We start from the raw sequence: 22,334 nt of genomic DNA on the forward strand, positions 1-22,334 counted from the left end.
AAACCTGTGCCAGGTCAGGGATGGCCCGGCTGATCGCAAAGAAGGCCGCCATCCATGGCGGTCGGCCTCGCCATCCTGGCTCGGACGCTTTGCTCTTCATCCGGGCCAACCCTTCCCCTCTAATCCGCCATCGTTTGTGATTAACCGATTAGCAGCGATCCACCGGAAACGCGATGACATCGCTCAATGACTCCGCTTTCAACGCCAGCATGATCAGGCGATCGATACCCAGTGCGACCCCGGAACAGGCTGGCATGCCATGCGCCAGCGCATCCAGCAGATATGTATCAATAGGATGCACAGGCAGGCCGCGTGCCGCACGGCGACGGTTATCCTGCTCAAAACGCTGACGCTGCTCACGGCTGTCGGTCAGCTCGCGGAAACCGTTCGCCAGCTCAATGCCTTTGTAATAGACCTCAAAGCGTTCGGCCACGCGGTGATCTTCGGTGCTGATCTCCGCCAGGGCTGCCTGGCTGGCCGGGAAATGATAAACGAAGCAGGGTTTATCCTGACCAATCTTCGGTTCCACACCCAGCATAAACAGCAGCATCAGTAAGGTATCGCGATCCTCTTCTGCACGCGCCAGCTCGCCTTCACCCAGCTTCTCTGCCGCTTCACGCAACTGCGCTTTATCCGCTGACAGCGGATCCAGCTCAAGATGACGGATAAACGCCTGCTGATAGGAGAGCGACTCAGCGCTGTCACACTCCAGCACCTGCTGCATCAGATCGTCGACTTCGTTCATCAGACGGTACATATCGTAATGCGGCCGGTACCACTCCAGCATGGTGAATTCCGGGTTGTGGTGACGTCCCGCCTCTTCATTGCGGAAGCTGCGCGCCATCTGATAGATCGGGCCACTGCCCGCCGCCAGCAGGCGTTTCATATGATATTCCGGGCTGGTCATCAGCCAGAGATCGCGCCCCTGCGCAGCGCCAGGCCCGACAAAACGCGTCTGGAATGGCACCAGATGGATATCGGTAATGGTGGCCTGGCTCATCGCCGGCGTATCCACTTCCAGCACGCCGCGATCGGCAAAGAAACGACGCACTTCTGCTAAAATAGCGGCGCGTTTTAACAAATTGGCGATGGATGCGCTTGGTTGCCAGCTTGCCGTTTCGCTCATGGTGATGACTCCTGATACAAATTAGGGGGGGAAGTCTACCTGCAATGCCTGCGGCAAACAATCTCGTGCCCGTACTGCCAAAAACAGCGTTTCGGCTTCTATACTTAAGCGGTTAAATCACAAAGGAATCCCACTATGTCTCCATGGAAAACAGTTGTTGCCAGCCTGAGTGCTTTTCTCTCTGTCGCCTGCAGCACTACGCCGCCAAAGAACGTCACGGTCGTAGATAACTTTGACAGCCAGCGCTATCTCGGTCAGTGGTATGAGATTGCCCGCCTTAACCACCCTTTTGAGCGCGGCCTTGAACAGGTAACGGCAAACTACAGCCCGCGTGAAGATGGCGGCCTGAAGGTAATCAACCGTGGCTATAACGTCAAAAAGCAGCGCTGGCAGGAGAGCGTCGGCAAAGCCTACTTCACCGGTGAACCCACGCGGGCTTCTCTGAAAGTCTCTTTCTTCGGCCCCTTCTATGGCGGCTATAACGTGATTGCTCTCGATCCTGACTACCGCTATGCGCTGGTATGTGGACCGAATCGCCACTATCTCTGGATACTGTCACGCACACCACAACTGGAGCCGGGCGTAAAAGAGAAACTGGTTGAGCAGGCGCGTCGGGATGGTTTCCCGGTTGAAGAGTTAATCTGGGTAAAACAGAAATAGTGCAGAATCTGACAAGCCGGTACGAAAAGCATTTCGTACCGGTTGGAATAACAGGTTACTTCGTGCTGTTCTGAATCGCCTGGCCGCCCGCTTCGACATCTTCACCTACGCCACGCGTTGTATTACAAGCTGTGAGCAGGGAAGAGAGCACCAGTACAGAGAAGATTGCAGCAATACTTTTCTTTAACATAACAATGTCCTTTTTGATGGATGTAAAGTACAGCGCTTTAAGCATAGCCGGATTTCCGGCAGTTGCTGCTGGCGAGACTTTAAAAAGGACAATCAGTTAAGGTCATTTTGCTGCCCGCGAAATGGCACCACCTAAGTGAGAGACATCTTCGCCAAAACCGTGGAATGTGTTGCAGGCGCTTAACGCAGAGGAGACCAGCAACGCGAACGCGATTAATTTTGCCAGCTTGATCATTTTTTTCTCTCAGACAAGAAAAAGGCGCACCAGAAGATGCGCCTGCGAATCTTATTTCACGCGTGACACGTATTCGCCAGAGCGGGTGTCAACTTTCACCACTTCGCCCTCTTGCACGAACAGTGGCACTTTCACCACGGCACCGGTAGAGAGTTTAGCTGGCTTGCCGCCAGTCCCTGCGGTATCACCTTTCAGGCCTGGATCGGTTTCGATAACTTCAGCTTCGATAAAGTTCGGCGGCTGAACGGCGATCGGACGACCGTTCCACAGCGTAACGATACATTCAGCGTTATCCTGCAGCCATTTCGCTGCATCGCTTACCGTCTTCTCTTCAACCTGGAACTGCTCAAAGCTTTCCGGATGCATGAAGTGGTAGAACTCACCGTCGTTGTACAGGTAGTTCAGGTTGGTATCTACTACGTCAGCGCCTTCGGCGGAGTCGGTAGATTTAAAAGTTTTCTCAACGCGAGAACCCGTCAGCAGGCGACGCATTTTAACGCGCGCGAATGCCTGACCTTTACCCGGTTTAACGAACTCACTGGATTCGATGGCATACGGCTCGCCTTCGAACATGATTTTAAGACCGGGACGGAAATCGTTGCTAGAATAAGTCGCCATGAAGGCCCTCTACGAAAATTGACACTGGTACTAAGCCAAAAAAATGGCACACATTGTAACCCTAAAAACACCTTCCAGAGAAGATTGGTTGCAGCAACTTGCGGATGTTGTCACCGAACCTGATGAATTACTGCGGATTTTAGCCCTTGATCAGCACACTGAGCTGGCTGAAGGTGCGGATGCGCGGCGTCTTTTCGCCTTACGTGTACCGCATGCGTTCATCCGCCGGATGAAAAAAGGCGATGCGCACGACCCGCTGCTGCTTCAGGTACTGACCCGCCGCCAGGAATTCACTGATGCGCCAGGTTATAGCACCGATCCGCTCGATGAACAAAGCAACGTTGTACCTGGATTGCTGCATAAATACCGAAACCGGGCTTTATTGTTGGTAAAAGGCGGCTGCGCCGTCAACTGTCGCTACTGCTTCCGTCGTCATTTCCCCTATCAGGATAATCCCGGCAATAAGCGTAGCTGGCAGGCTGCACTGGACTATATCGCCGATCATCCCGAGCTGGATGAGATCATTTTCTCCGGCGGCGATCCGCTGATGGCGAAAGATCATGAGCTCGCCTGGCTTATCGCCGCGCTGGAACAGATCCCGCATCTGAAACGTCTGCGCATCCACAGCCGTTTACCGGTGGTGATACCGGCGCGCATTACCGATCAGCTCTGTCAGATGCTCAGCGAGACGCATCTGCAGGTGGTGATGGTGACGCACATCAACCATGCGCAGGAGATTGATGATGAGCTGCGTGAGGCGATGAGCAGCCTGAAGCGTGCTGGAGTGACCCTGCTGAATCAGAGCGTCCTGTTGCGTGGCATCAACGATAATGCGCAGACGCTGGCCACCCTGAGCAATGCACTATTTGATGCCGGCATTCTGCCCTACTATCTGCACGTGCTGGATAAGGTACAGGGTGCGGCGCATTTCTTCGTGTCAGATGACGAGGCCCGCCAGCTGGTGCGTGCATTACTGTCACAGGTCTCCGGCTATCTGGTGCCAAAGCTGGCGCGTGAAATTGGCGGAGAGCCAAGTAAAACACCGTTAGATTTACAGTTACGTCAGGAATAAAAACGGCCAGCAAAAGGCTGGCCGGTTCAATTTGGCAGACTGCCTGATTCACATTATGGGCACTTGTAGACCTGGCCGGTCATTTTGCTGTCGAGTGGCGCAAACGCGGACAACAGGTTCTGCGTCGGACTGGTTGCTCCATAAATCACGTTACCGCCCATCTCCGCTGCGCGATTGCGCAGGTCGTTAGCTGCGCCACGCAGTGCGCTGGTTTCGCCGCCTGCACCGCTCAGCCAGTTGCTCTGTGAGCCGGTAATATTGCCCAGAAGCTGACAGGTATTGCCAGGCTGCTGATCGGTAAACGTTACGCGCTGTCCTGCTGAAGAGAGTTGCGTAGAGCTGCTGCAGCCCGCCAGCAATAACGCGCCAGCCGTCAGTCCGAGCAAGAGGTTAATCCGCATTGTAATCCCCATTTATTATCATCAGAGTCGGGTGGCAGCGTAGCAGAAAAAGGATTTTTCTTTCTGCACATTCATTGCCCTTATCCCGTTATATCGTCTCAATATTTCACGCCGCTTGCAGGCTGGCAAGCGTGCCGATGCTGGTGAATAAAATGAAGCCAGTCGATCAGTCGGCGCAGCCGCAGACAGCGTGACATATCAAGAGGAAAGACGAACGATTGCGCCTTACTTATACTATTTTCCCACCCAAAAGAAAAACCCCCGACCGTTTCCGATCGGGGGTGATGTCAGAGCGTGATGCCCTTAACCGGTGTAGCCATTACGTCGTGCATTTTCGATGCAATCGGCTTTGTTAACGTAGCCCTGACTGGCGGCGCCGGTAATATTGCCGTTGGGCGCCGTTCTTCTCCAGCGCCACTTGTGTGCTTCGTCCTTATAAAATTCCCATTTATCGTGCATTTTAATTTTCCTTAATCTGTTGTTTATCCCTTTCAGAGCGCGCTATTTTGCGCCGGGATCCACGTTAGAGCATCCCGCCCTGACTAAACCATGATGCAGAACATAAAAAAAATTAATGGGTTTTTCCTGCTGCTGCCAGCATTCAGACGCTGAAAAAGAAAAACCCCCGACCGTTTCCGATCGGGGGTTCTTTGATGACTTAAGCAGTCAACGGCAATTACATCATGCCGCCCATACCGCCCATGCCACCCATACCGCCAGCGCCGCCGCCTAAATCAGGTGCGTCACCTTTTGGCAGGTCAGTGACCATACATTCGGTTGTGATCATCAGACCCGCAACAGAGGCCGCGTACTGCAGAGCAGAACGGGTCACTTTGGTTGGGTCCAGGATACCGAAGTCGATCATGTTGCCGTACTCTTCAGTCTGCGCGTTGTAACCGTAGTTACCGTCGCCCGCTTTCACGTTGTTAGCGACAACAGATGGCTCTTCACCGGCGTTAGAAACGATCTGACGCAGTGGAGATTCCATCGCGCGCAGCGCAACTTTGATACCGACGTTCTGATCTTCGTTCTGACCACGCAGATCAACCAGCTGTGCTGCCACGCGAACCAGCGCCACACCACCACCAGCAACCACACCTTCTTCAACGGCAGCACGGGTTGCGTGCAGCGCATCTTCAACGCGGGCTTTCTTCTCTTTCATTTCAACTTCAGTTGCTGCGCCTACTTTCAGAACGGCTACGCCGCCTGCCAGTTTCGCTACGCGTTCCTGCAGTTTTTCTTTGTCGTAGTCAGACGTTGCTTCTTCGATCTGCTGACGAATCTGGGTTACACGGCCCTGAATTGTCGCTTCTTCACCCACACCGTCGATGATGGTGGTGGTGTCTTTGTTGATCACAACGCGTTTTGCCTGGCCCAGATCTTCCAGAGCCGCTTTCTCCAGTTCCATACCGATCTCTTCAGAGATTACGGTACCACCGGTCAGGATAGCGATATCCTGCAGCATAGCTTTACGACGGTCGCCGAAGCCTGGTGCTTTAACCGCAGCCACTTTCACGATGCCGCGCATGGTGTTAACCACCAGTGTTGCCAGCGCTTCGCCTTCAACATCTTCCGCGATGATCAGCAGTGGTTTGCCGGCTTTCGCAACGGCTTCCAGCACTGGCAGCATTTCACGGATGTTAGAGATTTTCTTGTCAGCCAGCAGGATGAACGGAGATTCCAGTTCAATCGCACCGGTTTCTGGCTTGTTGATGAAGTAAGGTGACAGGTAGCCGCGATCAAACTGCATACCTTCAACCACATCCAGCTCATCCTGCAGGCCGGTGCCTTCTTCAACGGTGATCACGCCTTCTTTACCCACTTTCTCCATCGCCTGAGCAATCAACTGGCCCACGGTTTCATCGGAGTTAGCAGAGATAGTACCTACCTGCGCAATCGCTTTAGAGTCAGAGCAAGGAACAGACAGCGCTTTCAGTTTCTCAACCGCAGCGATAACAGCCTGGTCAATACCGCGCTTCAGGTCCATCGGGTTCATACCCGCTGCGACCGCTTTCAGGCCTTCGGTGATGATAGACTGTGCCAGTACGGTTGCAGTGGTGGTACCGTCGCCCGCAGCGTCGTTCGCTTTAGAGGCAACTTCTTTCACCATCTGCGCGCCCATGTTCTCGAACTTGTCTTCCAGCTCGATTTCACGTGCCACAGAAACACCATCTTTAGTGATGGTCGGTGCACCAAAAGATTTATCCAGGACTACGTTACGGCCTTTAGGACCCAGGGTAACTTTTACTGCATCTGCCAGTACGTTCACGCCACGCAGCATTTTTACGCGTGCGTCATTACCGAATTTTACGTCTTTAGCTGCCATCTTTAAATATCCCTTAAATTCGTTTCGTTCAGTGAATTACGCGTAAAAATTACGCTTCAACAACGGCCAGAATGTCGCTCTCAGAGATGATAAGCACCTCTTCGTTGTCGATTTTCTCGGTTTTCGCGCCGTAACCTTCGCTGAAGATCACGATGTCGCCAACCTTCACGTCCAGCGGCTTAACGTCGCCACTCTCAAGGATGCGGCCATTGCCGACAGCCAGTACTTCACCACGGGTGGATTTACCGGCTGCGGAACCGGTCAGCACGATGCCGCCAGCTGATTTAGCTTCAACTTCTTTACGCTTGACGATAACGCGATCGTGCAATGGACGAATTTTCATTTGATAGCTCTCCTTTGAGAAGTCCAATCATTCAGTTTTGGGGTTGAACACCGGGCTGCATGGCTTCCGGCCTCGTGACCAGAGAGATAGGGCCGCTGCCACCCACTTTCAAGGGGGCGGACAACAAATTTTTTACCTGTGAGTGATAAGTGATGGCTTTTTGAACAGATGATGGGGCAAATAAAAAACGCAACCCGAAGGTTGCGCCAGTGTGCTGACAAACTCATAACAGGGTGACCCTGGCAGCAACGGCTAAGCTCAGGGCGCAGGAAAGAGGGTCAGAAGAGGAAAGCGTCACGCGCCACGGATGGCGCGGGCCGAGCAGTCATGGATGACGATTTTGCGACTTTCCGATCTGACCCTGTTCCCTGTGCGGCTCCGGTCTCACAGCTGGCCGGGTCAGGCTTTTCAACAATCTCACGCAACCCGAGGGTTGCGCTTTCAGAGGTGACAGCTGCGGTTAACGATCCTTGTGATCGTCATGATGCTCAAGGCGATCGCTCTCTTTACGCTCGAACTCGCCATCCATGGTGTAGCCGCTGTCTGGCCCCGCTCCCGGTCCCCGCCAGACGCGCAGATGAGGCATCAGCTTCAGCGTCAGATGTTTCTGCACCGGTGGCAGCAGCAGCAGCAGGCCCAGCAGGTCGGTAAAGAAACCAGGCAGCAGCAGCAGGAAACCGGCGATGATCAGCGACACGCTTTTGATCATCTCATTGGCCGGGCTTTCATTACGTGCCAGCTTCTCCTGCATCAGCATAAAGTTTTTCATGCCCTGATTTTTGACCAGCGAGACGCCGATGCACGAGGTGAAGACCACCAGCAGCATGGTAAGCAGCACGCCCATGACGTGTGCAACCTGAATGAAGAGGGAAATCTCAATCCAGGCCAGAACGAAAAAGACTAATAACGGTATCCAGCGCACCGTACTCTCCTGTAAGTAGGGGCTGAACGGCAGCGTGCCGGTCAGCAGAAAGCGTTCATCCTGAGGATGATAAGAAAAGAGATGGGCACCCGCGTCGCCATTTTCAACCGATCCTGTCAAATTTATCCTGCGGGGTTAATTTTGTAACCAACTTCACATATCGTTAACCAGGCTGCAGCATTAAGTGATCTGCATGCGTGCTTTTCATATGCATCAGAATATGATCGCACACGCCCCTATGAAGACGGATAATATGTCGGCACGGGTACACCACGACAAAATAAACACATCCTTTGTGATGGTTAGCGGCAACAACAAGAAGGTTATCATGGCGAACAACATTCGTATCGAAGAAGACCTGTTAGGTATGCGCGAAGTTCCGGCGGATGCCTATTATGGCGTTCATACTCTGCGTGCGATTGAGAATTTTTATATCAGCAACAGCAAAATCAGCGACATACCTGAATTTGTCCGCGGCATGGTGATGGTAAAAAAAGCGGCGGCGATGGCCAACAAAGAGCTGCAGACCATCCCGCGCAACATTGCCGATACCATCATTAAGGCCTGCGACGAAGTGCTTAACAACGGCCGCTGTATGGACCAGTTCCCCGTGGATGTTTATCAGGGCGGTGCCGGGACCTCGGTCAACATGAACACCAATGAAGTACTGGCGAACATCGGCCTTGAGCTGATGGGCCACCAGAAAGGGGAATATCAGTACCTCAACCCCAACGATCATGTGAACAAATGCCAGTCCACCAACGACGCCTACCCAACCGGTTTCCGCATCGCGGTCTACAGCTCGCTACTGAAACTGCTTGATGGCATCAGTCAGCTGGCCGAAGGCTTCCAGCACAAAGCCGATGAATTCCAGACCATCCTGAAAATGGGCCGTACCCAGTTGCAGGATGCCGTGCCGATGACCCTCGGGCAGGAATTTCACGCCTTCAGCGTACTGCTGAACGAAGAGACCAAAAGCATTCTGCGCACCGCTGAACTGCTGCTGGAAGTGAACCTGGGCGCGACCGCCATCGGCACCCGCCTCAATACGCCGGAAGGGTATCAGCATTTGGCGGTACAGCGTCTGGCGGAAGTCAGCAACCTGCCGGTGGTGCCAGCGGAAGATCTGATTGAAGCAACCTCCGACTGCGGCGCCTATGTGATGGTCCATTCATCGCTGAAACGTCTGGCGGTGAAGCTCTCTAAAATCTGTAACGATCTGCGCCTGCTCTCCTCAGGCCCGCGTGCTGGTCTGAATGAAATCAACCTGCCAGAGCTGCAGGCGGGTTCCTCTATCATGCCCGCCAAGGTCAATCCGGTTGTACCGGAGGTGGTAAACCAGGTCTGCTTCAAAGTGATTGGCAACGACATCACCGTGACGATGGCCTCTGAAGCGGGCCAGCTGCAGCTCAACGTGATGGAGCCGGTGATTGGCCAGGCGCTGTTTGAGTCGATCAGCATTCTGACTAACGCCTGCTATAACCTGCTGGAGAAGTGCATCAACGGCATTACCGCCAACCGCGCAGTGTGCGAAGCCTATGTCTTCAACTCGATTGGTATCGTGACTTACCTCAACCCTTACATCGGCCACCACAACGGCGACATCGTCGGTAAAATCTGTGCGGAAACCGGTAAAAGCGTACGTGAAGTCGTGCTGGAGCGCGGCCTGCTGACGGAAAGTGAACTGGACGATATCTTCTCGGTGCAGAACCTGATGTACCCGGTTTATAAAGCCAAACGTTATACTGATGAAAACGAACAGTAAGGTTTAACCGACGCTGGTTAACCAAAGGCACACCGCGATCAACACGGTGTGCCTTTTTTTTTGTTAAACAGCACACCCGGCTATTACCGGTTTATCTTTCAGGAGTCATTCATGTTTGTGGTTGAGCTGCTTATCGTCTTGATGGCGATCTGGTTGGGCGCACGTCTTGGCGGCATTGGTATCGGGTTCGCAGGCGGAATGGGCGTGCTGATCCTGACGCTGGGATTTGGCATGGCACCCGGCGCTATTCCGTTCGATGTGATTGAAATCATCATGGCGGTGATCGCCGCGATAGCCGCCATGCAGGTGGCAGGCGGCATGGATTATCTGGTGAGTCTGGCGGAACGCCTGCTGCGCCGCCATCCTCGCCACGTTACGCTGCTGGCCCCACTGGTGACCTACCTGATGACGCTGCTGGCCGGTACCGGACATACCGCGTTCTCAACATTACCGGTGATTGCCGAAGTGGCGAAAGAGCAAGGCGTTCGCCCTTCCCGGCCGCTGTCGATTGCGGTAGTGGCTTCGCAGATCGCGATTACCGCATCACCCATTTCAGCCGCAGTGGTTTTCTTCGCCACTTTGCTTGAGCCGCGCGGCGTCAGCTATATCACGCTGCTGGCGATTGCCATCCCCTCAACCATGGTGGGCCTCTTCCTGGCGGCTCTGGTGACTAACTTCTTAGGCCGTGAGCTAAAGGATGATGAGGTTTATCAGGCGCGTCTCGCCAAAGGCGAAGTCACGCTGCGCGGCGCCAGCCTCTACCAGGCAAAACCGGGCGCGAAAAAATCGGTGCTGCTGTTTCTGACGGGCATTGTGGCCGTGGTGCTTTATGCCACCGCGACCAGCGCCAGCGTCGGGCTGATCGTCAATCCACCGCTGCCACGCAATGAAGCGATTGTGGTGTTTATGCTGACCATCGCCACGTTGATCAGCCTGACCTGCAAACTCGACACCAGCGAAATCCTCAGCGCCAGCACCTTTAAGTCCGGCATGAGCGCCTGTATCTGCGTAATGGGCGTCGCCTGGCTGGGCGATACCTTTGTGAAGGCACATCTGGCGGAGATTCAGATGCTGGCGGGCGACACGCTGAAAACCTATCCGTGGATGCTGGCGCTGGTGCTGTTCTTCGCCTCGATGCTGCTCTACTCGCAGGCTGCGACCACCAAAGCGCTGATGCCCGCCGCGCTGCTGCTGGGCGTTACGCCGCTTACTGCCATCGCTTCCTTCGCGGCGGTTTCAGCGCTGTTTGTGCTGCCGACCTACCCGACCCTGCTGGCCGCCGTCGAGATGGATGACACGGGTTCGACCCGTATTGGCAAATATGTGTTTAACCATGCCTTTATCATTCCCGGCGTGATCGCCATTGCGCTGTCGGTGCTCTCTGGCTTCGTTTTTGGCGGATTGCTGCTATAAGCGCACTCCTCGTGTTACGGATGGAGCGTGCTATCATCGGCGCTCTTTAAAACAGGAGTCACAGGATGAATGCTGTCGTTATCCTCTGCACCACACCCGATCAGGTCACGGCGGAGCACCTTGCTGGCTTAGCGCTGGAAGCCAGGCTGGCGGCCTGTGTCACACTGCTGCCGGGCGCCACCTCCTGGTATCTCTGGCAGGGAAAAATGGAGCAGAGCAGCGAAGTCCAGATGCTGCTGAAATGCGACAGCGATCATCAGCAGGCGCTGTGTGATCTGCTCAAAGACGCTCACCCTTACGATGTGCCCGAACTGCTGGCGCTGCCGGTTCAATATGGAGACAGTGAATACTTGTCATGGCTGCACGCATCTCTCGCTTAATTACGCTTCTGCTGACGCTGTTTATCGGCCTGCAGGCGCACGCTTCACTCTTTTCAAATCCGACGACCAGTCGCTTTGTGCCGGTTGATCAGGCCTTTACTTTTGACTTCGACCAGCAGGGCGCGCAGCTCAACCTGCACTGGAAAGTGAAATCGGGTTATTACCTCTATCGCCAGCAGATCCACATCACACCGCAGAACGCGACCATCGCGCCGTTAACGCTGCCGGCTGGTCAGCCGCATGAAGATGAATTCTTCGGCAAAAGTGAAATCTATCCGCAGGATCTGACGCTGCCGGTGACGCTGCAACAGGCGGCCAGCGGCGCCACGCTCAGTGTGACTTATCAGGGCTGTGCCGCCGCCGGATTCTGTTATCCGCCAGAGACGCGCAGCGTTCCGGTAAGTGCGGTAACCGCCAGCAGCGCACCGCCGCCGGTCAGCGCTCAGCCCGCGCCCGCCAGCCCGCTGCCTTTCTCGCCGCTCTGGGCGCTACTGATTGGTATCGGTGTCGCGTTTACGCCCTGCGTACTGCCGATGTATCCGCTGATCTCCGGCATTATCCTTGGCGGTCAGCGCCACTATTCGCTGGGCCGGCTGTTCGCGCTGGCGATGGTCTATGTGCAGGGGATGGCGCTGACCTACACGCTGCTGGGAGTCGTCGTCGCGGCAGCGGGCCTGCGCTTCCAGGCCGCGTTGCAGCATCCTTATGTGCTGTTCACGCTCTCACTGCTGTTTATCGTGCTGGCGCTGTCGATGTTCGGCCTGTTTACGCTGCAACTGCCCGCCAGCCTGCAAACCCGCCTGACTCTGTGGAGTAATCGTCAGCAGGGTGGCTCGCTGCCCGGCGTCTTCCTGATGGGCGCGCTGGCGGGTTTGATCTGCTCGCCCTGCACCACCGCCCCGCTCAGCGCTATTCTGCTTTACATCGCGCAGAGCGGAAATCTGTGGGCCGGTGCCGGGACGCTGTGGCTCTATGCGGTCGGAATGGGATTACCGCTGATCGCCGTGACCCTGTTTGGTAACCGGTTGCTGCCGAAAAGCGGCCCGTGGATGCAAACCGTTAAAGAGGGCTTTGGTTTTGTCATCCTGGCGCTGCCGGTCTTCCTGCTGGAGCGGGTGCTGGGCGATGCGTGGGGATTGCGGCTCTGGAGCCTGCTCGGCCTGGCGTTCTTTGGCTGGGCGTTCAGCGTCAGCCTGCGCGCCAACAGCGGTAAGTGGCGCGTAGTGCAGATTATCATGCTGGCCGCTGCGCTGATCAGCGCACGCCCGTTGCAGGACTGGGCCTTTGGCGGACCGGCGCAGCAGCAGGCTGTGGCACCGCTGCCGTTCCATACTATCCAGACGCCGCAGCAGCTCGATAGCGCGCTGCAGCAGGCCCGTGGCCGCATCACCATGGTCGATCTCTACGCTGACTGGTGCGTCGCCTGCAAAGAGTTTGAAAAATATACCTTTAGTGACAGCGCCGTGCGCGATAGCCTGAGTCAGGTACAGCTGCTACAGGCCAACGTCACCGCCAACAACGCCAGTGATAACGCGCTGTTGCAGCACCTTCAGGTGCTGGGCTTACCGACGATTTTGTTCTTTGATGCGCAGGGCCGCGAAATCGCCGGATCGCGCATCACCGGGTTTCTCAATGCCGCCGAGTTCCGGGCGCATTTGCAGAAACTTACCCCGTAAACAACACTGGAGTCAGGTCATTGCCCGGTGCATTACCGGGCCTGCATACCAGAGGAGAGTCACTTGCAGCGTGAACAGATACTCGAGCATGCATTGAATGTGCTTGAACAGAACGGCCTCGCCGCCACCCTCTCATTGGAAACCCTGGCGGGATCCGAATTAACCCGTGACCAGCTTCAGCAGTTCTGGCCCGATCGTGACGCCCTGCTCTACGATGCACTGCGCTATCACGGGCAGCAGATTGATACCTGGCGACGCCAGATCCTGCTGGATGAATCGCTGTCGCCCGACCAGAAGCTCATGGCACGCTATGAGGTCCTGAGTGAGCAGGTCAGCAAAGGACGCTTTCCAGGCTGCCTGTTTATTGCCGCCTGCAGCTTCTACCCGCAGCCCGATCAGCCCATCCATCAACTGGCCGAACAGCAGAAACGCGGCTCATGGCAGTTCACCCACGACATTCTGGTGGAGCAGGCGCTGGACAACCCCAGCATGGTGGCCGATCAAATGGAGCTGATTCTTGAAGGCTGCCTCAGCAAGCTGCTGGTGAAGCGCAATGTGCAGGATGTCGCCACCGCACAGCGGCTGGCGGAGGATGTTTACAGCATCGCGCTGTGCCGTAAAAATGGCGCGCTGGCCTGAAGTTTTACCCGCTTTGACTGAAAATCAGGCAATCAGTCACGTTTCCAGGGGTTTTTTGGTGAAAGCCGTTGACGACCCGCGGCCTTTACGGTTTAATGCGCCCCGTTGCCCGAATAGCTCAGTCGGTAGAGCAGGGGATTGAAAATCCCCGTGTCCCTGGTTCGATTCCGGGTTCGGGCACCATATTTAAAGAACCCGCCTCTGGCGGGTTTTTGCTTTTGTGGAGCGAACCCGTTATCGAAGGTTCGATACACTCGCCACATCCTGTGGCTCACCCTCCGGGTCGCGCGAAGCCGCGCGATGCAAAAATGCTCCCGGCATTTTTGTCCGGGTTCGGGCACCATATTTAAAGAACCCGCCTCTGGCGGGTTTTTGCTTTTGTGGAGCGAACCCGTTATCGAAGGTTCGATACACTCGCCACATCCTGTGGCTCGCCCTCTGCTTCAGCACGCCACCCACACCGCACCGGCATCCGCCGATTTCACGCACTGCGCGACCCAGCGCACGCCCATTAATCCGGCATGCACGTCGGGATACCAGAAATCCTGCAGGAAATCGGTGTCACGGCGATCGGTGGCATCCATCGCCAGTGCGAAGCGACGATAAAGATTGGACCAGGCTTCAAATAACCCCTCGGTATGCCCTCCGCCAATGCGGTCCTCTTCCAGCGCGCGCGGATTAAGATAGCCCATGCCGCGCTCCAGAATGCGCACTGGCTCGCCCTGCACTTCATAGCGCAACTGGTTCGGCTGCTCATCCCACCACTCCAGACTGGCTTTCGATCCGACGACCCGAATCTTCTGCCCGTGCATCGATCCGGCATTCACCGCCGACGCCCATAACGTGCCGACCGCGCCGTTGTCATACTCCATCATCACAAAGGCGTTATCCTCCAGCGGCGCACGCGACGCGACAAAGCTCTGACGCGAACAGAGCAGACGTGTCACTTTCAGCTGTGGCAACATCGTTTCTGCGATAAATAACGGATGCGTCGCCAGGTCGCCTAACACGTAACTCGGGCCGACAAAGCGCGGATCGACCCGCCAGCGGGTGCTTTCACTCTGCAACTCCACCGCCTCATTATGGAAGCCGTGAGCAAACTGCATGTTAACGATGCGGATCTCACCCAGAGCCCCTTCGGCGATCATTTCCCTGGCCTGATGAACCAGCTGATGCCCGGCGTAACCGTAGGTGACGCCAACAACCTTCTGCTTCTCCCGGCTCAGCTGCTCCAGCTCATCCGCCTCTTCGACCGTAAAACAGAGGGGCTTCTCGCACACCACATGCAGCCCGGCGTTAAGCGCCGCGCGGCAAATGGCGAAATGAGTATTATTAGGCGTGGCGACAGACACCGCCTCAATGCCATCTTCACGCGCGGCTTCCCCGGCGAACAGGCTGGCATAATCGGGATAACAGCGGTCCGGTGCCACACCCAGCGCCTGACCAAACTCACGCCCGCGTGCGGCATCAATATCAAATGCCCCCGCCAGCAGCACAAAGTTTCCGTCACGCTGTGCCGCAGAGCGATGGATATAGCCAATCTGGCTGGTGCCGCCGCCGCCGATCATGCCCCAGCGCAGCGAGCGATTAGCCGCTTTTTTACCGTTAATCATGCTGTTGTCCTCAAAATCCTGTTGATCGGAGATAGTCCAGGCTGGCTTTAACATCCCGCAGACTGGTGTCGGCATGGCGCGGATCACGCTCCTGTTCGATGGTGATCCAGCCCTGATAGTTACGCTCAGTCAGCAGTGCGCGCACCGCCGGATAGTCAATTGCGCCCTGCCCCAGCGGACACATCACCCCCTGCGCGCAGGCAGTGAAAAAGTCGAGTCCGCGAGAGAGGGCGTCTCGCCAGACCCGCTGGTTAACGTCTTTGAAGTGGAGGTAATCGATGCGGGTCCAGTACTGTTGCAGTGAAGCGACCGGATCCATCCCGGCGTAATAGAGATGGCCGGTATCCAGACATAAACCAGCCACCTGATGCGGAATATCACTGACCAGCCGCGCAAGCTCATCGGCAAACTCAATGCAGCCGCCCGCATGCGGATGGATCACCGGTCGCACGCCATACTCCTGCCAGGCAATCTCACTGAGAATGGTGATGTGTCGCATCATGCGCTGCCAGTCGTCAGCGGAGAGCCGTGGCGCTTTTTCTGACTGACCGGCATATTTCGCCCGCTCCGGATTCCCGAAGTCGATGATCACCAGATAAGGCGCGCTGGCGCCGGGCGTTTTGACGGCGGCTGGTACGCTGGCCAGCGTACGACACAGATTGTGGGTCAGCGTCACCAGCAGAGGGAAATGCGCTTCACTGACCAAATCATCAAAAATCGTACCCGCCACCAGCGAAAGCTGATGCGCATTAAGCTGCCGGGTCAGTTCGGCTGCATCCGCTGGCAGATAGCCCCAGGGGCCAAGTTCAATACTGGGATAACCAGCCAGAGCGGCTTCAGTCAGGACTTTCTGCCATGGCGGCAGCCAGGGATTAGCGGGATCGTCCACGCCCCAGCTACAGGGCGCATTAGCAATGTGAAAGGTCATGATATCTGCCTGTGCAGTGAGAACTACTGGCAGTATCAAATGAAAATTTCATCTCAGACAACAATGAAAGTTTCATTTTTTGATAGAGATCGCGTTTAAATATTTCTTTATATGATAGGTTTCTATCAAATATCCACTAACCTGCTCTTTCTACAGGTTTTCACGCGTCACGATTTCAAAGGGTACGGTCACCTGCGCAAAATGGTCGCGCTGTTCCATCCGGCTGTTGAGGCAGGTGGCGATCACCGCCGCAGCCATGGCATCAATACGATGGCGCAACATCAGCGTAATGGTGCCATCAATCAGCGCCAGCTCATCGCCGGGCAGCGGACCGTGGCACAGCAGATCGATCTGTCTGCGCCCGCTGTCACGCAGCGCCTGCACCACGCCCTCTATGCCGCCGCAGGGCGCATAAATCATCACCAGATCATCATAGGTGTCCAGCAACTGCCGGGTCGCCTGATAGCCCCCTTCACCCGACTCATGCGTTTTTAACGGTTCCAGTACCCGCTGGCTGATGCCTGACTCGCGCAGGTAAGAGCGGAAACTGATCTCGCTGCTCTCCTGGCAGGTAAAGCGGTGATCGCCCAGCAGCACCCCAACGCATCCCGGCTGACGCAGCAGATGCTGTGCCATCCAGGCCGCCGTACGTCCCGCTTTCTGATTATCAATGCCGACAAACCCCGCATGCTCACAGGGCGAGAAATCAGAAAACAGCGCGTAAACCCGCACGCCCAGTCGTGACACATCCTGAATCGCGTGACGAATCAGCGGATGATCCAGCGCCACCAGCGCAATCACATCACTGCGCTGTGCCAGCAGACGCAGCGAGTGCGCCACCGCCTCCACTTCATGAATATCATGCCAGCAGAATTCAGGTTCGCTGCCCTGTGGCTGCTGCGCCTTCAGCTGCTGTTTCAGCACCTCGCCTAGCTGCTGATAAAACGAATAACGGGCAGGCAGCAGGATAAAGCTCACGCGAACTGTTGCCGCAGCGAGCGGCGATGTTGTCCGGATGTGTGCCTGCGTCAGGTGATAGCCCAGCTCGCGGGCCGCAGCCAGCACTTTCTGCTCGGTCACGCTGCGCACCGGCGCGCGTCCATTCAGCACCCGATCCACGGTGGCCACGCCCACGCCCGCCGCCTGCGCAATAGCGGTCATCGTCACTTTTGACATCATCCTTCTCCCTGCTTCTGCTTTCTGTAGCGCTGGCTGACGGCTACGCCTATATATTCTGTTGTCTGAAACATCAACACTCTATCGCGGCACAGCCATTTCCTCTCATTTATTTGATAGAAAGTCAGCGTTAATCTTGATCGTCCTCGCAAAATGAAACATTCATTTCTTTCTGCGTTCTCTTTAAAACGCCCATTTGCTAAAACGGATAAAAATCCTGCGCCGATCGGGTTGATGGGATCACATCATTAAAAGGTTAGAGCGACGACGGCGGGCTTTCTATAGTGGAGCCCTGAGCAGCACCTGCCTGCACGTATAAAAGGAAAAGTTATGTTCCCTTCAACGCTTCCGGTTCCACGCCTGACCGCTGCCAGCCAGGTACCACAGTTGCGCTGGGGCATTATCGGGCCGGGCTGGATCGCCGACCATTTTGCCCATGCACTGCGCAAGCATACCCACCAGCAGATCACGGCGGTGGCGGCGCGTGACCCGGCAAAAGCGCAGGCCTTTGCTGACAAATGGTCAATCAGCCATGCCACGGGCAGTATCGACGTGCTGCTGGCGCGGGAGGATGTTGATGCAGTCTATATCGCCACGCCCCACAACCACCATTTTCCCGATGGTCTGCGCGCGATTGCCGCCGGAAAGCATCTGCTGATTGAAAAGCCGCTGGCGCTGAATGCTCAGCAGGCGACACAGCTTAAACTGGCCGCCGCTGCCGCGAACCTGCTCTGTATGGAGGCGATGTGGTGCAACTTCACACCGAAATATGACGTTATCCGTCAGCTGCTTGAGGATGGCGTGCTCGGCGACGTTCATACCCTGATTGCCGATCATGGCGAGTTTTTCACACCAGACCATCGCATCTTCAACGCCGATCTGGCGGGCGGCCCGATGCTGGATCTGGGCAGCTATCTGGTGGCGCTTAGCGTGTTTGTTGGCGGCGGTGCGCCTGACACGATCGTCGCCCGGAGCCAGTCCGTCCCGGATGGGCGTGTAAACGGTCAGACGTCGATGCTGTTTACCCATCAGCACGGCATGCATTCGGTGCTGAATACCACCCTGTTCAGCAACACGCCAGGCGGCGCGGTGATCGCCGGACGCGAGGCCACGCTGGAACTGGCGGGACAGTTCTATGCGCCCGGTAACTTCACCCTGACCTCCAGCGATCGGCGTCATCGCCTGCAGTGGCAGGAGCCTGCCAGCCGCTATGAACAGCTCTGTCATGAAATTAACCATTTCGCCTGGTGTATCGGTCAGAACCGGATCGATTCACCCATCCATTCGCTTGACCAGGCGATTACCACCCTGGCCGCGATGGACAACGTCAGGCAGCAGATTGGCGTGACCTTCAATGAAGAACAGCAACCTTAATGTGCCCGGAGCAGAAAGATGAAAATCGCTTTTGATGTGGATGTGATTAAAGATTTAGGCATCACCCGTATGGTTCATCAGGTGGCCGACTGGGGATACAAATATATCGAACAGTCGCCGCATCCGCAGATCAACCCGTTTTATAAGCATCCTAAAGCCAGCCGTGAAATCATCACCGAGTATAAGAATGCGTTAAACGCCACCGGGCTGGAGATCTCCTCGTTTATCGTGGTCTATCGCTGGTCCGGCCCGGATGAGCTGCGTCGTCAGGCGGCGGTGAAGAACTGGAAGCGGATGATCGAGATCGCGGTTGAGATGGGTGTGCAGGTGATCAACACCGAACTCTCCGGCACGCCTAACGAGCCGGAAATCTGTGAAGAGATGTTCTATCGCTCCATGGAAGAGCTGCTGCCGATCATCGAACGTGAAGGCATCCGCGTCGAAATCCAGGCCCATCCGTGGGATTTCTGCGAAGAGAACAACGAAACTGTGGATATCGTGAAGTCGTTCCGCAGCGATAATGTGAAGTATATCTACAGCGCGCCACACACTTTCTTTTATGACAAAGGCAAAGGTGATGTGAAACCGATGCTGGAGTATGCCGGTGACGATCTGTCACACATGCTGATCGCCGACACCATGAACCATACAAAACACTGTCGCTACATCGTTAACCCGCCAGGGGTGGATGCCACCATTCACCAGCATGTCGGCGTGGGCGAAGGCGAAGTGGACTTCGACACCCTGTTTAAAACGCTGCGCGACACCGGCTTTGCCACCCGCAGTTATAAAGTCGGCGGTGAACCGATCATCGCGGCGTCTCTGTTTGGCTACCCGGAAAAGATGAAGGTTCAGGCGGTAGAAACCCGCGAACTGATTGAGCGTGAACTGCTGTAACCCTGCCTGCCGTGCAGTCGCTGCTGACTGCACGGCCACCTCCGCTCAGGATAACGAACCACCTGCCTGACACACTTTTATTCACTTTTCTCCAGTGCCGCTGCCCGCCTGACATCAGCCCCCTGCAGCACGGCCTTGTGCAGCCAGCAGAGTTAAACCCCCTTCGCAGCACCTGCTACACTCCAGACCAATACCACACCATAAGGCGAACTTTCATTATGTCGGAAAATGCATATCAGCCCGCAAAAGTCTGGACCTGGGACCCTGAAGCCAAAGGTAACGGCGCTAAAACTAATCGTCCGTTCGCTGGTCCCACCCATGAAAAAGCGTTGCCGGTCGGCAAGCATCCTTTACAGCTCTATTCGCTTGGCACGCCTAACGGCCAGAAAGTGACCATCCTGCTGGAAGAGCTGCTGGCGCTTAACGTCAACGATGCGGAATATGATGCCTGGCTGATCCGTATCGGCGAAGGCGATCAGTTCTCCAGCGGTTTTGTCGACGTAAACCCGAACTCGAAAATCCCGGCGCTGAGCGACCACTCGGCAACGCCGCCGATTCGGGTATTTGAATCGGGCAATATCCTGCTCTACCTGGCAGAAAAGTATGGCTACTTCCTGCCGAAAGATATCGCTGGCCGCACCGAAACCCTGAACTGGCTCTTCTGGTTGCAGGGCTCAGCGCCTTACCTGGGCGGTGGTTTCGGTCATTTCTATCACTACGCGCCAGAAAAAATTGAGTACGCCATTAACCGCTTCACGCTGGAAGCGAAGCGTCAGCTCGACGTGCTGGATCGTCAGCTGGCAGATAACCGCTATCTGGCCGGTGATGACTACACCATCGCTGATATCGCCACCTGGCCGTGGTACGGCAACATGGTGCTGAATGATCAGTATGGCGGTGCCGAATTCCTGGATGTGCAGTCCTATAAAAATGTAGTGCGCTGGGCGAAAGAGATCGCGCTGCGTCCTGCTGTGATTCGTGGCCGCAAGGTCAACCGTGTCATGGGCGACCCGGCCGATCAGCTGCACGAGCGTCATGATGCCGCTGACTTCGATACCAAAACCCAGGATAAAAAAGCTTAAGGAGAGACCTGTGAGTGCATATGTTGTATTTATTCGTGATAACACCCTGAACCAGGACGAAATGGCGATCTATGCCGAGAAAGCGGGCGAGGCTCGCGGCGATCATCAGATCAATCCTCTCGCCTTTTATGGCGAACTGGAAACGCTGGAAGGACAGGAAGCGGAAGGCGTGGTGATTCTGGAATTCGCGAGCCGCGAAGCCGCACATGCCTGGTATGACAGCCCGGAATATCAGGCTGCCAAAGCGCACCGTCTGAAAGGCGCGAACTATCGCGTGGTGCTGGTAGAAGGTGTGGCTAAGTAAAGATACAGGCGGCAGCGATGCCGCCTTTTCTTATTGCAGTGTGATACGCGCCACGCCATCCAGCCCCTGACTGCTGTGATCGTCATTGAAGCCCTGTTTCAGGGTGACGAACAGGGTCTGCCCGTCCGGTGAGACCAGCAGACTGTTGGGGTGGCTATCAAATGACCAGCTGTTTTTCACCTCATAGGTGGTGCCATCCAGCTGCAGCACCTTCTTCGATTCGCGCTGGCTGATATAAATCTCATTGCGCTTGCCATTAAACTTAATCCCCAGTGAGTCGCCCGGATTCAGACGCTTAATGACCTTGCCGCTGCGCTCATCAAACACCAGCGTATTTTTCGCTTTTGAATTATCCGTAACAAACAGACGACCGGTTGCCGGATCCTCGGCCATATTCAGGAACAGATACTCCTGCCCGTCACCCGCCGTCAGGCGCTGCTCGATTTTGTTATTGCGCGGATTGATCACCAGGATTTCCCCGCTGCCGTTCGCCGCATAAATCCGGTCGCTGACCGGCGAGAAGATGATGCCTGTGACCCACTTCCCGGCATTTTTTATCCGGGTTTTCAGCGTCAGGGTTTTGGCATCAACCACCCAGATCACGCCCGGATCGCCCACGCCGCCGACATAGAGCAGCCCGTCATGCAGAAAGATTTCACGCGTGCCATAGGGCATGCCTTTCTCGTTTTTCTCGTCAAACATCAGGCGCTTCAGCACCTTACCGTTATCAGGATCGATTTTAGAGATACCGCCATCCAGCGTGTTGGTGGCGTAGAGTGCGCTGCCGTCAGGCGCACTGATCAGACCAAAGTTTTTCAGGTCGAAGTGTCCCGCGCCGGTGCTCTGCAGCGTGGAAGCATCAAGACGGTAGATCATGCCGCCGCTGATATCTTTAAATCCCTGCGCGCTGGCGACATAGAGGGCATTTTTTGCTGGCAGATAGGCCATCTCGTACAAACCTTCACCCAGCTCGCGCTGAATCAGGTTATCCGGGCTGGAGGGCTGCATCACCACCGGCGCACTGGCATCCACTTTTTTCGCCGGCATCTGGCACGCCGTCAGGCTGAAGGTGGTCACCATCGCCAGTGTAAGTGCCGCTGTACGCGGACTGAACAACGCTTTCATACTTAACTCCCCTATCTGCCTGCTGCTCCCGGCTGGCCACAACGCAGAGGACAGGCAGGAAATAAAAAGA

At 55.7% G+C, this 22,334-nt stretch carries 24 protein-coding genes and 1 tRNA gene; 12 read left to right on the forward strand and 13 right to left on the reverse strand.

Annotated features, from left to right (window positions below; genetic code table 11):
• Positions 1–148: 148 nt before the first annotated feature.
• Positions 149–1,126 carry an elongation factor P--(R)-beta-lysine ligase gene (gene epmA, locus ACK13D_RS07000; RefSeq protein ID WP_003848297.1) on the reverse strand — a complete coding sequence of 326 codons (978 nt, stop codon included), beginning with the start codon at positions 1,124–1,126 and terminating at the stop codon, positions 149–151.
• 135 nt (positions 1,127–1,261) lie between these two features.
• On the opposite strand from epmA, the gene ACK13D_RS07005 reads away from it, so the two are divergent.
• Entirely contained in the window at positions 1,262–1,786 is a 525-nt protein-coding gene (locus ACK13D_RS07005; RefSeq protein ID WP_061901835.1) for a lipocalin family protein, read from the forward strand.
• A 55-nt stretch (positions 1,787–1,841) separates the two neighbouring features.
• Here ACK13D_RS07005 and ACK13D_RS07010 read toward each other — a convergent pair whose 3' ends face one another.
• The 3 genes from ACK13D_RS07010 to efp all read right to left on the reverse strand — a co-directional run bounded on the left by ACK13D_RS07010 (position 1,842) and on the right by efp (position 2,828).
• A complete protein-coding gene (locus ACK13D_RS07010; RefSeq protein ID WP_003848302.1) occupies positions 1,842–1,976 on the reverse strand; it encodes an entericidin A/B family lipoprotein in 135 nt (44 codons plus the stop codon).
• Between the two features lie 102 nt (positions 1,977–2,078).
• The gene (locus tag ACK13D_RS07015; RefSeq protein ID WP_003848306.1) at positions 2,079–2,210 is read right to left on the reverse strand and encodes an entericidin A/B family lipoprotein; all 132 of its coding nucleotides are present in this window, start codon (positions 2,208–2,210) and stop codon (positions 2,079–2,081) included.
• Positions 2,211–2,261: 51 nt separating this feature from the next.
• The gene (gene efp, locus ACK13D_RS07020) at positions 2,262–2,828 is read right to left on the reverse strand and encodes an elongation factor P (protein ID WP_010251979.1); all 567 of its coding nucleotides are present in this window, start codon (positions 2,826–2,828) and stop codon (positions 2,262–2,264) included.
• 43 nt (positions 2,829–2,871) lie between these two features.
• Here efp and epmB point away from each other — a divergent pair, with 43 nt between their 5' ends.
• Positions 2,872–3,900, forward strand: coding sequence for an EF-P beta-lysylation protein EpmB (gene epmB, locus ACK13D_RS07025; RefSeq protein WP_033759609.1), 1,029 nt, complete (start codon positions 2,872–2,874; stop codon positions 3,898–3,900).
• A gap of 53 nt (positions 3,901–3,953) precedes the next feature.
• On the opposite strand, the gene ACK13D_RS07030 is transcribed toward epmB, so the two are convergent.
• The 5 genes from ACK13D_RS07030 to ACK13D_RS07050 all read right to left on the reverse strand — a co-directional run bounded on the left by ACK13D_RS07030 (position 3,954) and on the right by ACK13D_RS07050 (position 7,892).
• Entirely contained in the window at positions 3,954–4,301 is a 348-nt protein-coding gene (locus tag ACK13D_RS07030; protein WP_010251983.1) for a DUF4156 domain-containing protein, read from the reverse strand.
• Between the two features lie 303 nt (positions 4,302–4,604).
• Positions 4,605–4,760 (reverse strand): YegP family protein, encoded by a 156-nt coding sequence (locus tag ACK13D_RS07035; RefSeq protein WP_010251985.1) that lies wholly within the window; start codon positions 4,758–4,760, stop codon positions 4,605–4,607.
• Between the two features lie 217 nt (positions 4,761–4,977).
• A complete protein-coding gene (gene groL / locus ACK13D_RS07040; protein ID WP_010251987.1) occupies positions 4,978–6,627 on the reverse strand; it encodes a chaperonin GroEL in 1,650 nt (549 codons plus the stop codon).
• A gap of 49 nt (positions 6,628–6,676) precedes the next feature.
• Positions 6,677–6,970 carry a co-chaperone GroES gene (locus ACK13D_RS07045; RefSeq protein ID WP_022625257.1) on the reverse strand — a complete coding sequence of 98 codons (294 nt, stop codon included), beginning with the start codon at positions 6,968–6,970 and terminating at the stop codon, positions 6,677–6,679.
• A gap of 460 nt (positions 6,971–7,430) precedes the next feature.
• Positions 7,431–7,892 carry an FxsA family protein gene (locus ACK13D_RS07050; protein WP_181955364.1) on the reverse strand — a complete coding sequence of 154 codons (462 nt, stop codon included), beginning with the start codon at positions 7,890–7,892 and terminating at the stop codon, positions 7,431–7,433.
• Between the two features lie 328 nt (positions 7,893–8,220).
• On the opposite strand from ACK13D_RS07050, the gene aspA reads away from it, so the two are divergent.
• From aspA to ACK13D_RS07080, 6 genes are all read left to right on the forward strand, one after another.
• Positions 8,221–9,657, forward strand: coding sequence for an aspartate ammonia-lyase (gene aspA, locus ACK13D_RS07055; protein ID WP_010251996.1), 1,437 nt, complete (start codon positions 8,221–8,223; stop codon positions 9,655–9,657).
• 111 nt (positions 9,658–9,768) lie between these two features.
• Complete coding sequence (locus tag ACK13D_RS07060; RefSeq protein WP_033759606.1) at positions 9,769–11,070, forward strand: anaerobic C4-dicarboxylate transporter; 1,302 nt, start codon at positions 9,769–9,771, stop codon at positions 11,068–11,070.
• Between the two features lie 65 nt (positions 11,071–11,135).
• Complete coding sequence (gene cutA / locus ACK13D_RS07065; protein ID WP_052271182.1) at positions 11,136–11,450, forward strand: divalent cation tolerance protein CutA; 315 nt, start codon at positions 11,136–11,138, stop codon at positions 11,448–11,450.
• The gene (locus ACK13D_RS07070; protein WP_418796014.1) at positions 11,426–13,126 is read left to right on the forward strand and encodes a protein-disulfide reductase DsbD; all 1,701 of its coding nucleotides are present in this window, start codon (positions 11,426–11,428) and stop codon (positions 13,124–13,126) included. The genes cutA and ACK13D_RS07070 overlap by 25 nt, the downstream gene beginning before the upstream one ends.
• A 63-nt stretch (positions 13,127–13,189) precedes the next feature.
• Positions 13,190–13,765, forward strand: a complete 576-nt coding sequence (gene dicD / locus ACK13D_RS07075; protein ID WP_010252014.1) for a division control transcriptional repressor DicD — start codon at positions 13,190–13,192, stop codon at positions 13,763–13,765.
• A gap of 107 nt (positions 13,766–13,872) precedes the next feature.
• A tRNA-Phe gene (locus tag ACK13D_RS07080) sits at positions 13,873–13,948 on the forward strand.
• Between the two features lie 260 nt (positions 13,949–14,208).
• On the opposite strand, the gene ACK13D_RS07085 is transcribed toward ACK13D_RS07080, so the two are convergent.
• The 3 genes from ACK13D_RS07085 to ACK13D_RS07095 all read right to left on the reverse strand — a co-directional run bounded on the left by ACK13D_RS07085 (position 14,209) and on the right by ACK13D_RS07095 (position 17,482).
• On the reverse strand, positions 14,209–15,378 hold the full coding sequence (locus tag ACK13D_RS07085) for a Gfo/Idh/MocA family protein (RefSeq protein WP_010252017.1): 1,170 nt from the start codon (positions 15,376–15,378) through the stop codon (positions 14,209–14,211).
• Between the two features lie 10 nt (positions 15,379–15,388).
• Positions 15,389–16,306, reverse strand: coding sequence for a TIM barrel protein (locus ACK13D_RS07090; protein ID WP_284672473.1), 918 nt, complete (start codon positions 16,304–16,306; stop codon positions 15,389–15,391).
• Between the two features lie 150 nt (positions 16,307–16,456).
• Positions 16,457–17,482 (reverse strand): LacI family DNA-binding transcriptional regulator, encoded by a 1,026-nt coding sequence (locus tag ACK13D_RS07095; protein ID WP_064690636.1) that lies wholly within the window; start codon positions 17,480–17,482, stop codon positions 16,457–16,459.
• A 330-nt stretch (positions 17,483–17,812) separates the two neighbouring features.
• On the opposite strand from ACK13D_RS07095, the gene ACK13D_RS07100 reads away from it, so the two are divergent.
• The 4 genes from ACK13D_RS07100 (at position 17,813) to ACK13D_RS07115 (ending at position 21,139) form a co-directional block, all read left to right on the forward strand.
• Positions 17,813–18,856, forward strand: a complete 1,044-nt coding sequence (locus tag ACK13D_RS07100; protein WP_346453502.1) for a Gfo/Idh/MocA family protein — start codon at positions 17,813–17,815, stop codon at positions 18,854–18,856.
• A gap of 18 nt (positions 18,857–18,874) precedes the next feature.
• Complete coding sequence (locus tag ACK13D_RS07105) at positions 18,875–19,753, forward strand: sugar phosphate isomerase/epimerase family protein (protein WP_010252025.1); 879 nt, start codon at positions 18,875–18,877, stop codon at positions 19,751–19,753.
• 218 nt (positions 19,754–19,971) lie between these two features.
• On the forward strand, positions 19,972–20,835 hold the full coding sequence (gene yghU / locus ACK13D_RS07110) for a glutathione-dependent disulfide-bond oxidoreductase (protein ID WP_010252027.1): 864 nt from the start codon (positions 19,972–19,974) through the stop codon (positions 20,833–20,835).
• A gap of 10 nt (positions 20,836–20,845) precedes the next feature.
• Positions 20,846–21,139: a DUF1330 domain-containing protein gene (locus tag ACK13D_RS07115; RefSeq protein ID WP_010252030.1), complete on the forward strand. Its 294-nt coding sequence runs from the start codon at positions 20,846–20,848 to the stop codon at positions 21,137–21,139.
• 30 nt (positions 21,140–21,169) lie between these two features.
• On the opposite strand, the gene ACK13D_RS07120 is transcribed toward ACK13D_RS07115, so the two are convergent.
• Positions 21,170–22,264: a YncE family protein gene (locus ACK13D_RS07120; protein WP_022625249.1), complete on the reverse strand. Its 1,095-nt coding sequence runs from the start codon at positions 22,262–22,264 to the stop codon at positions 21,170–21,172.
• Positions 22,265–22,334 lie beyond the last annotated feature (70 nt).

The sequence above is a fragment of the Pantoea sp. K16 genome (assembly GCF_048452805.1).
GTDB lineage: Bacteria > Pseudomonadota > Gammaproteobacteria > Enterobacterales > Enterobacteriaceae > Pantoea > Pantoea agglomerans.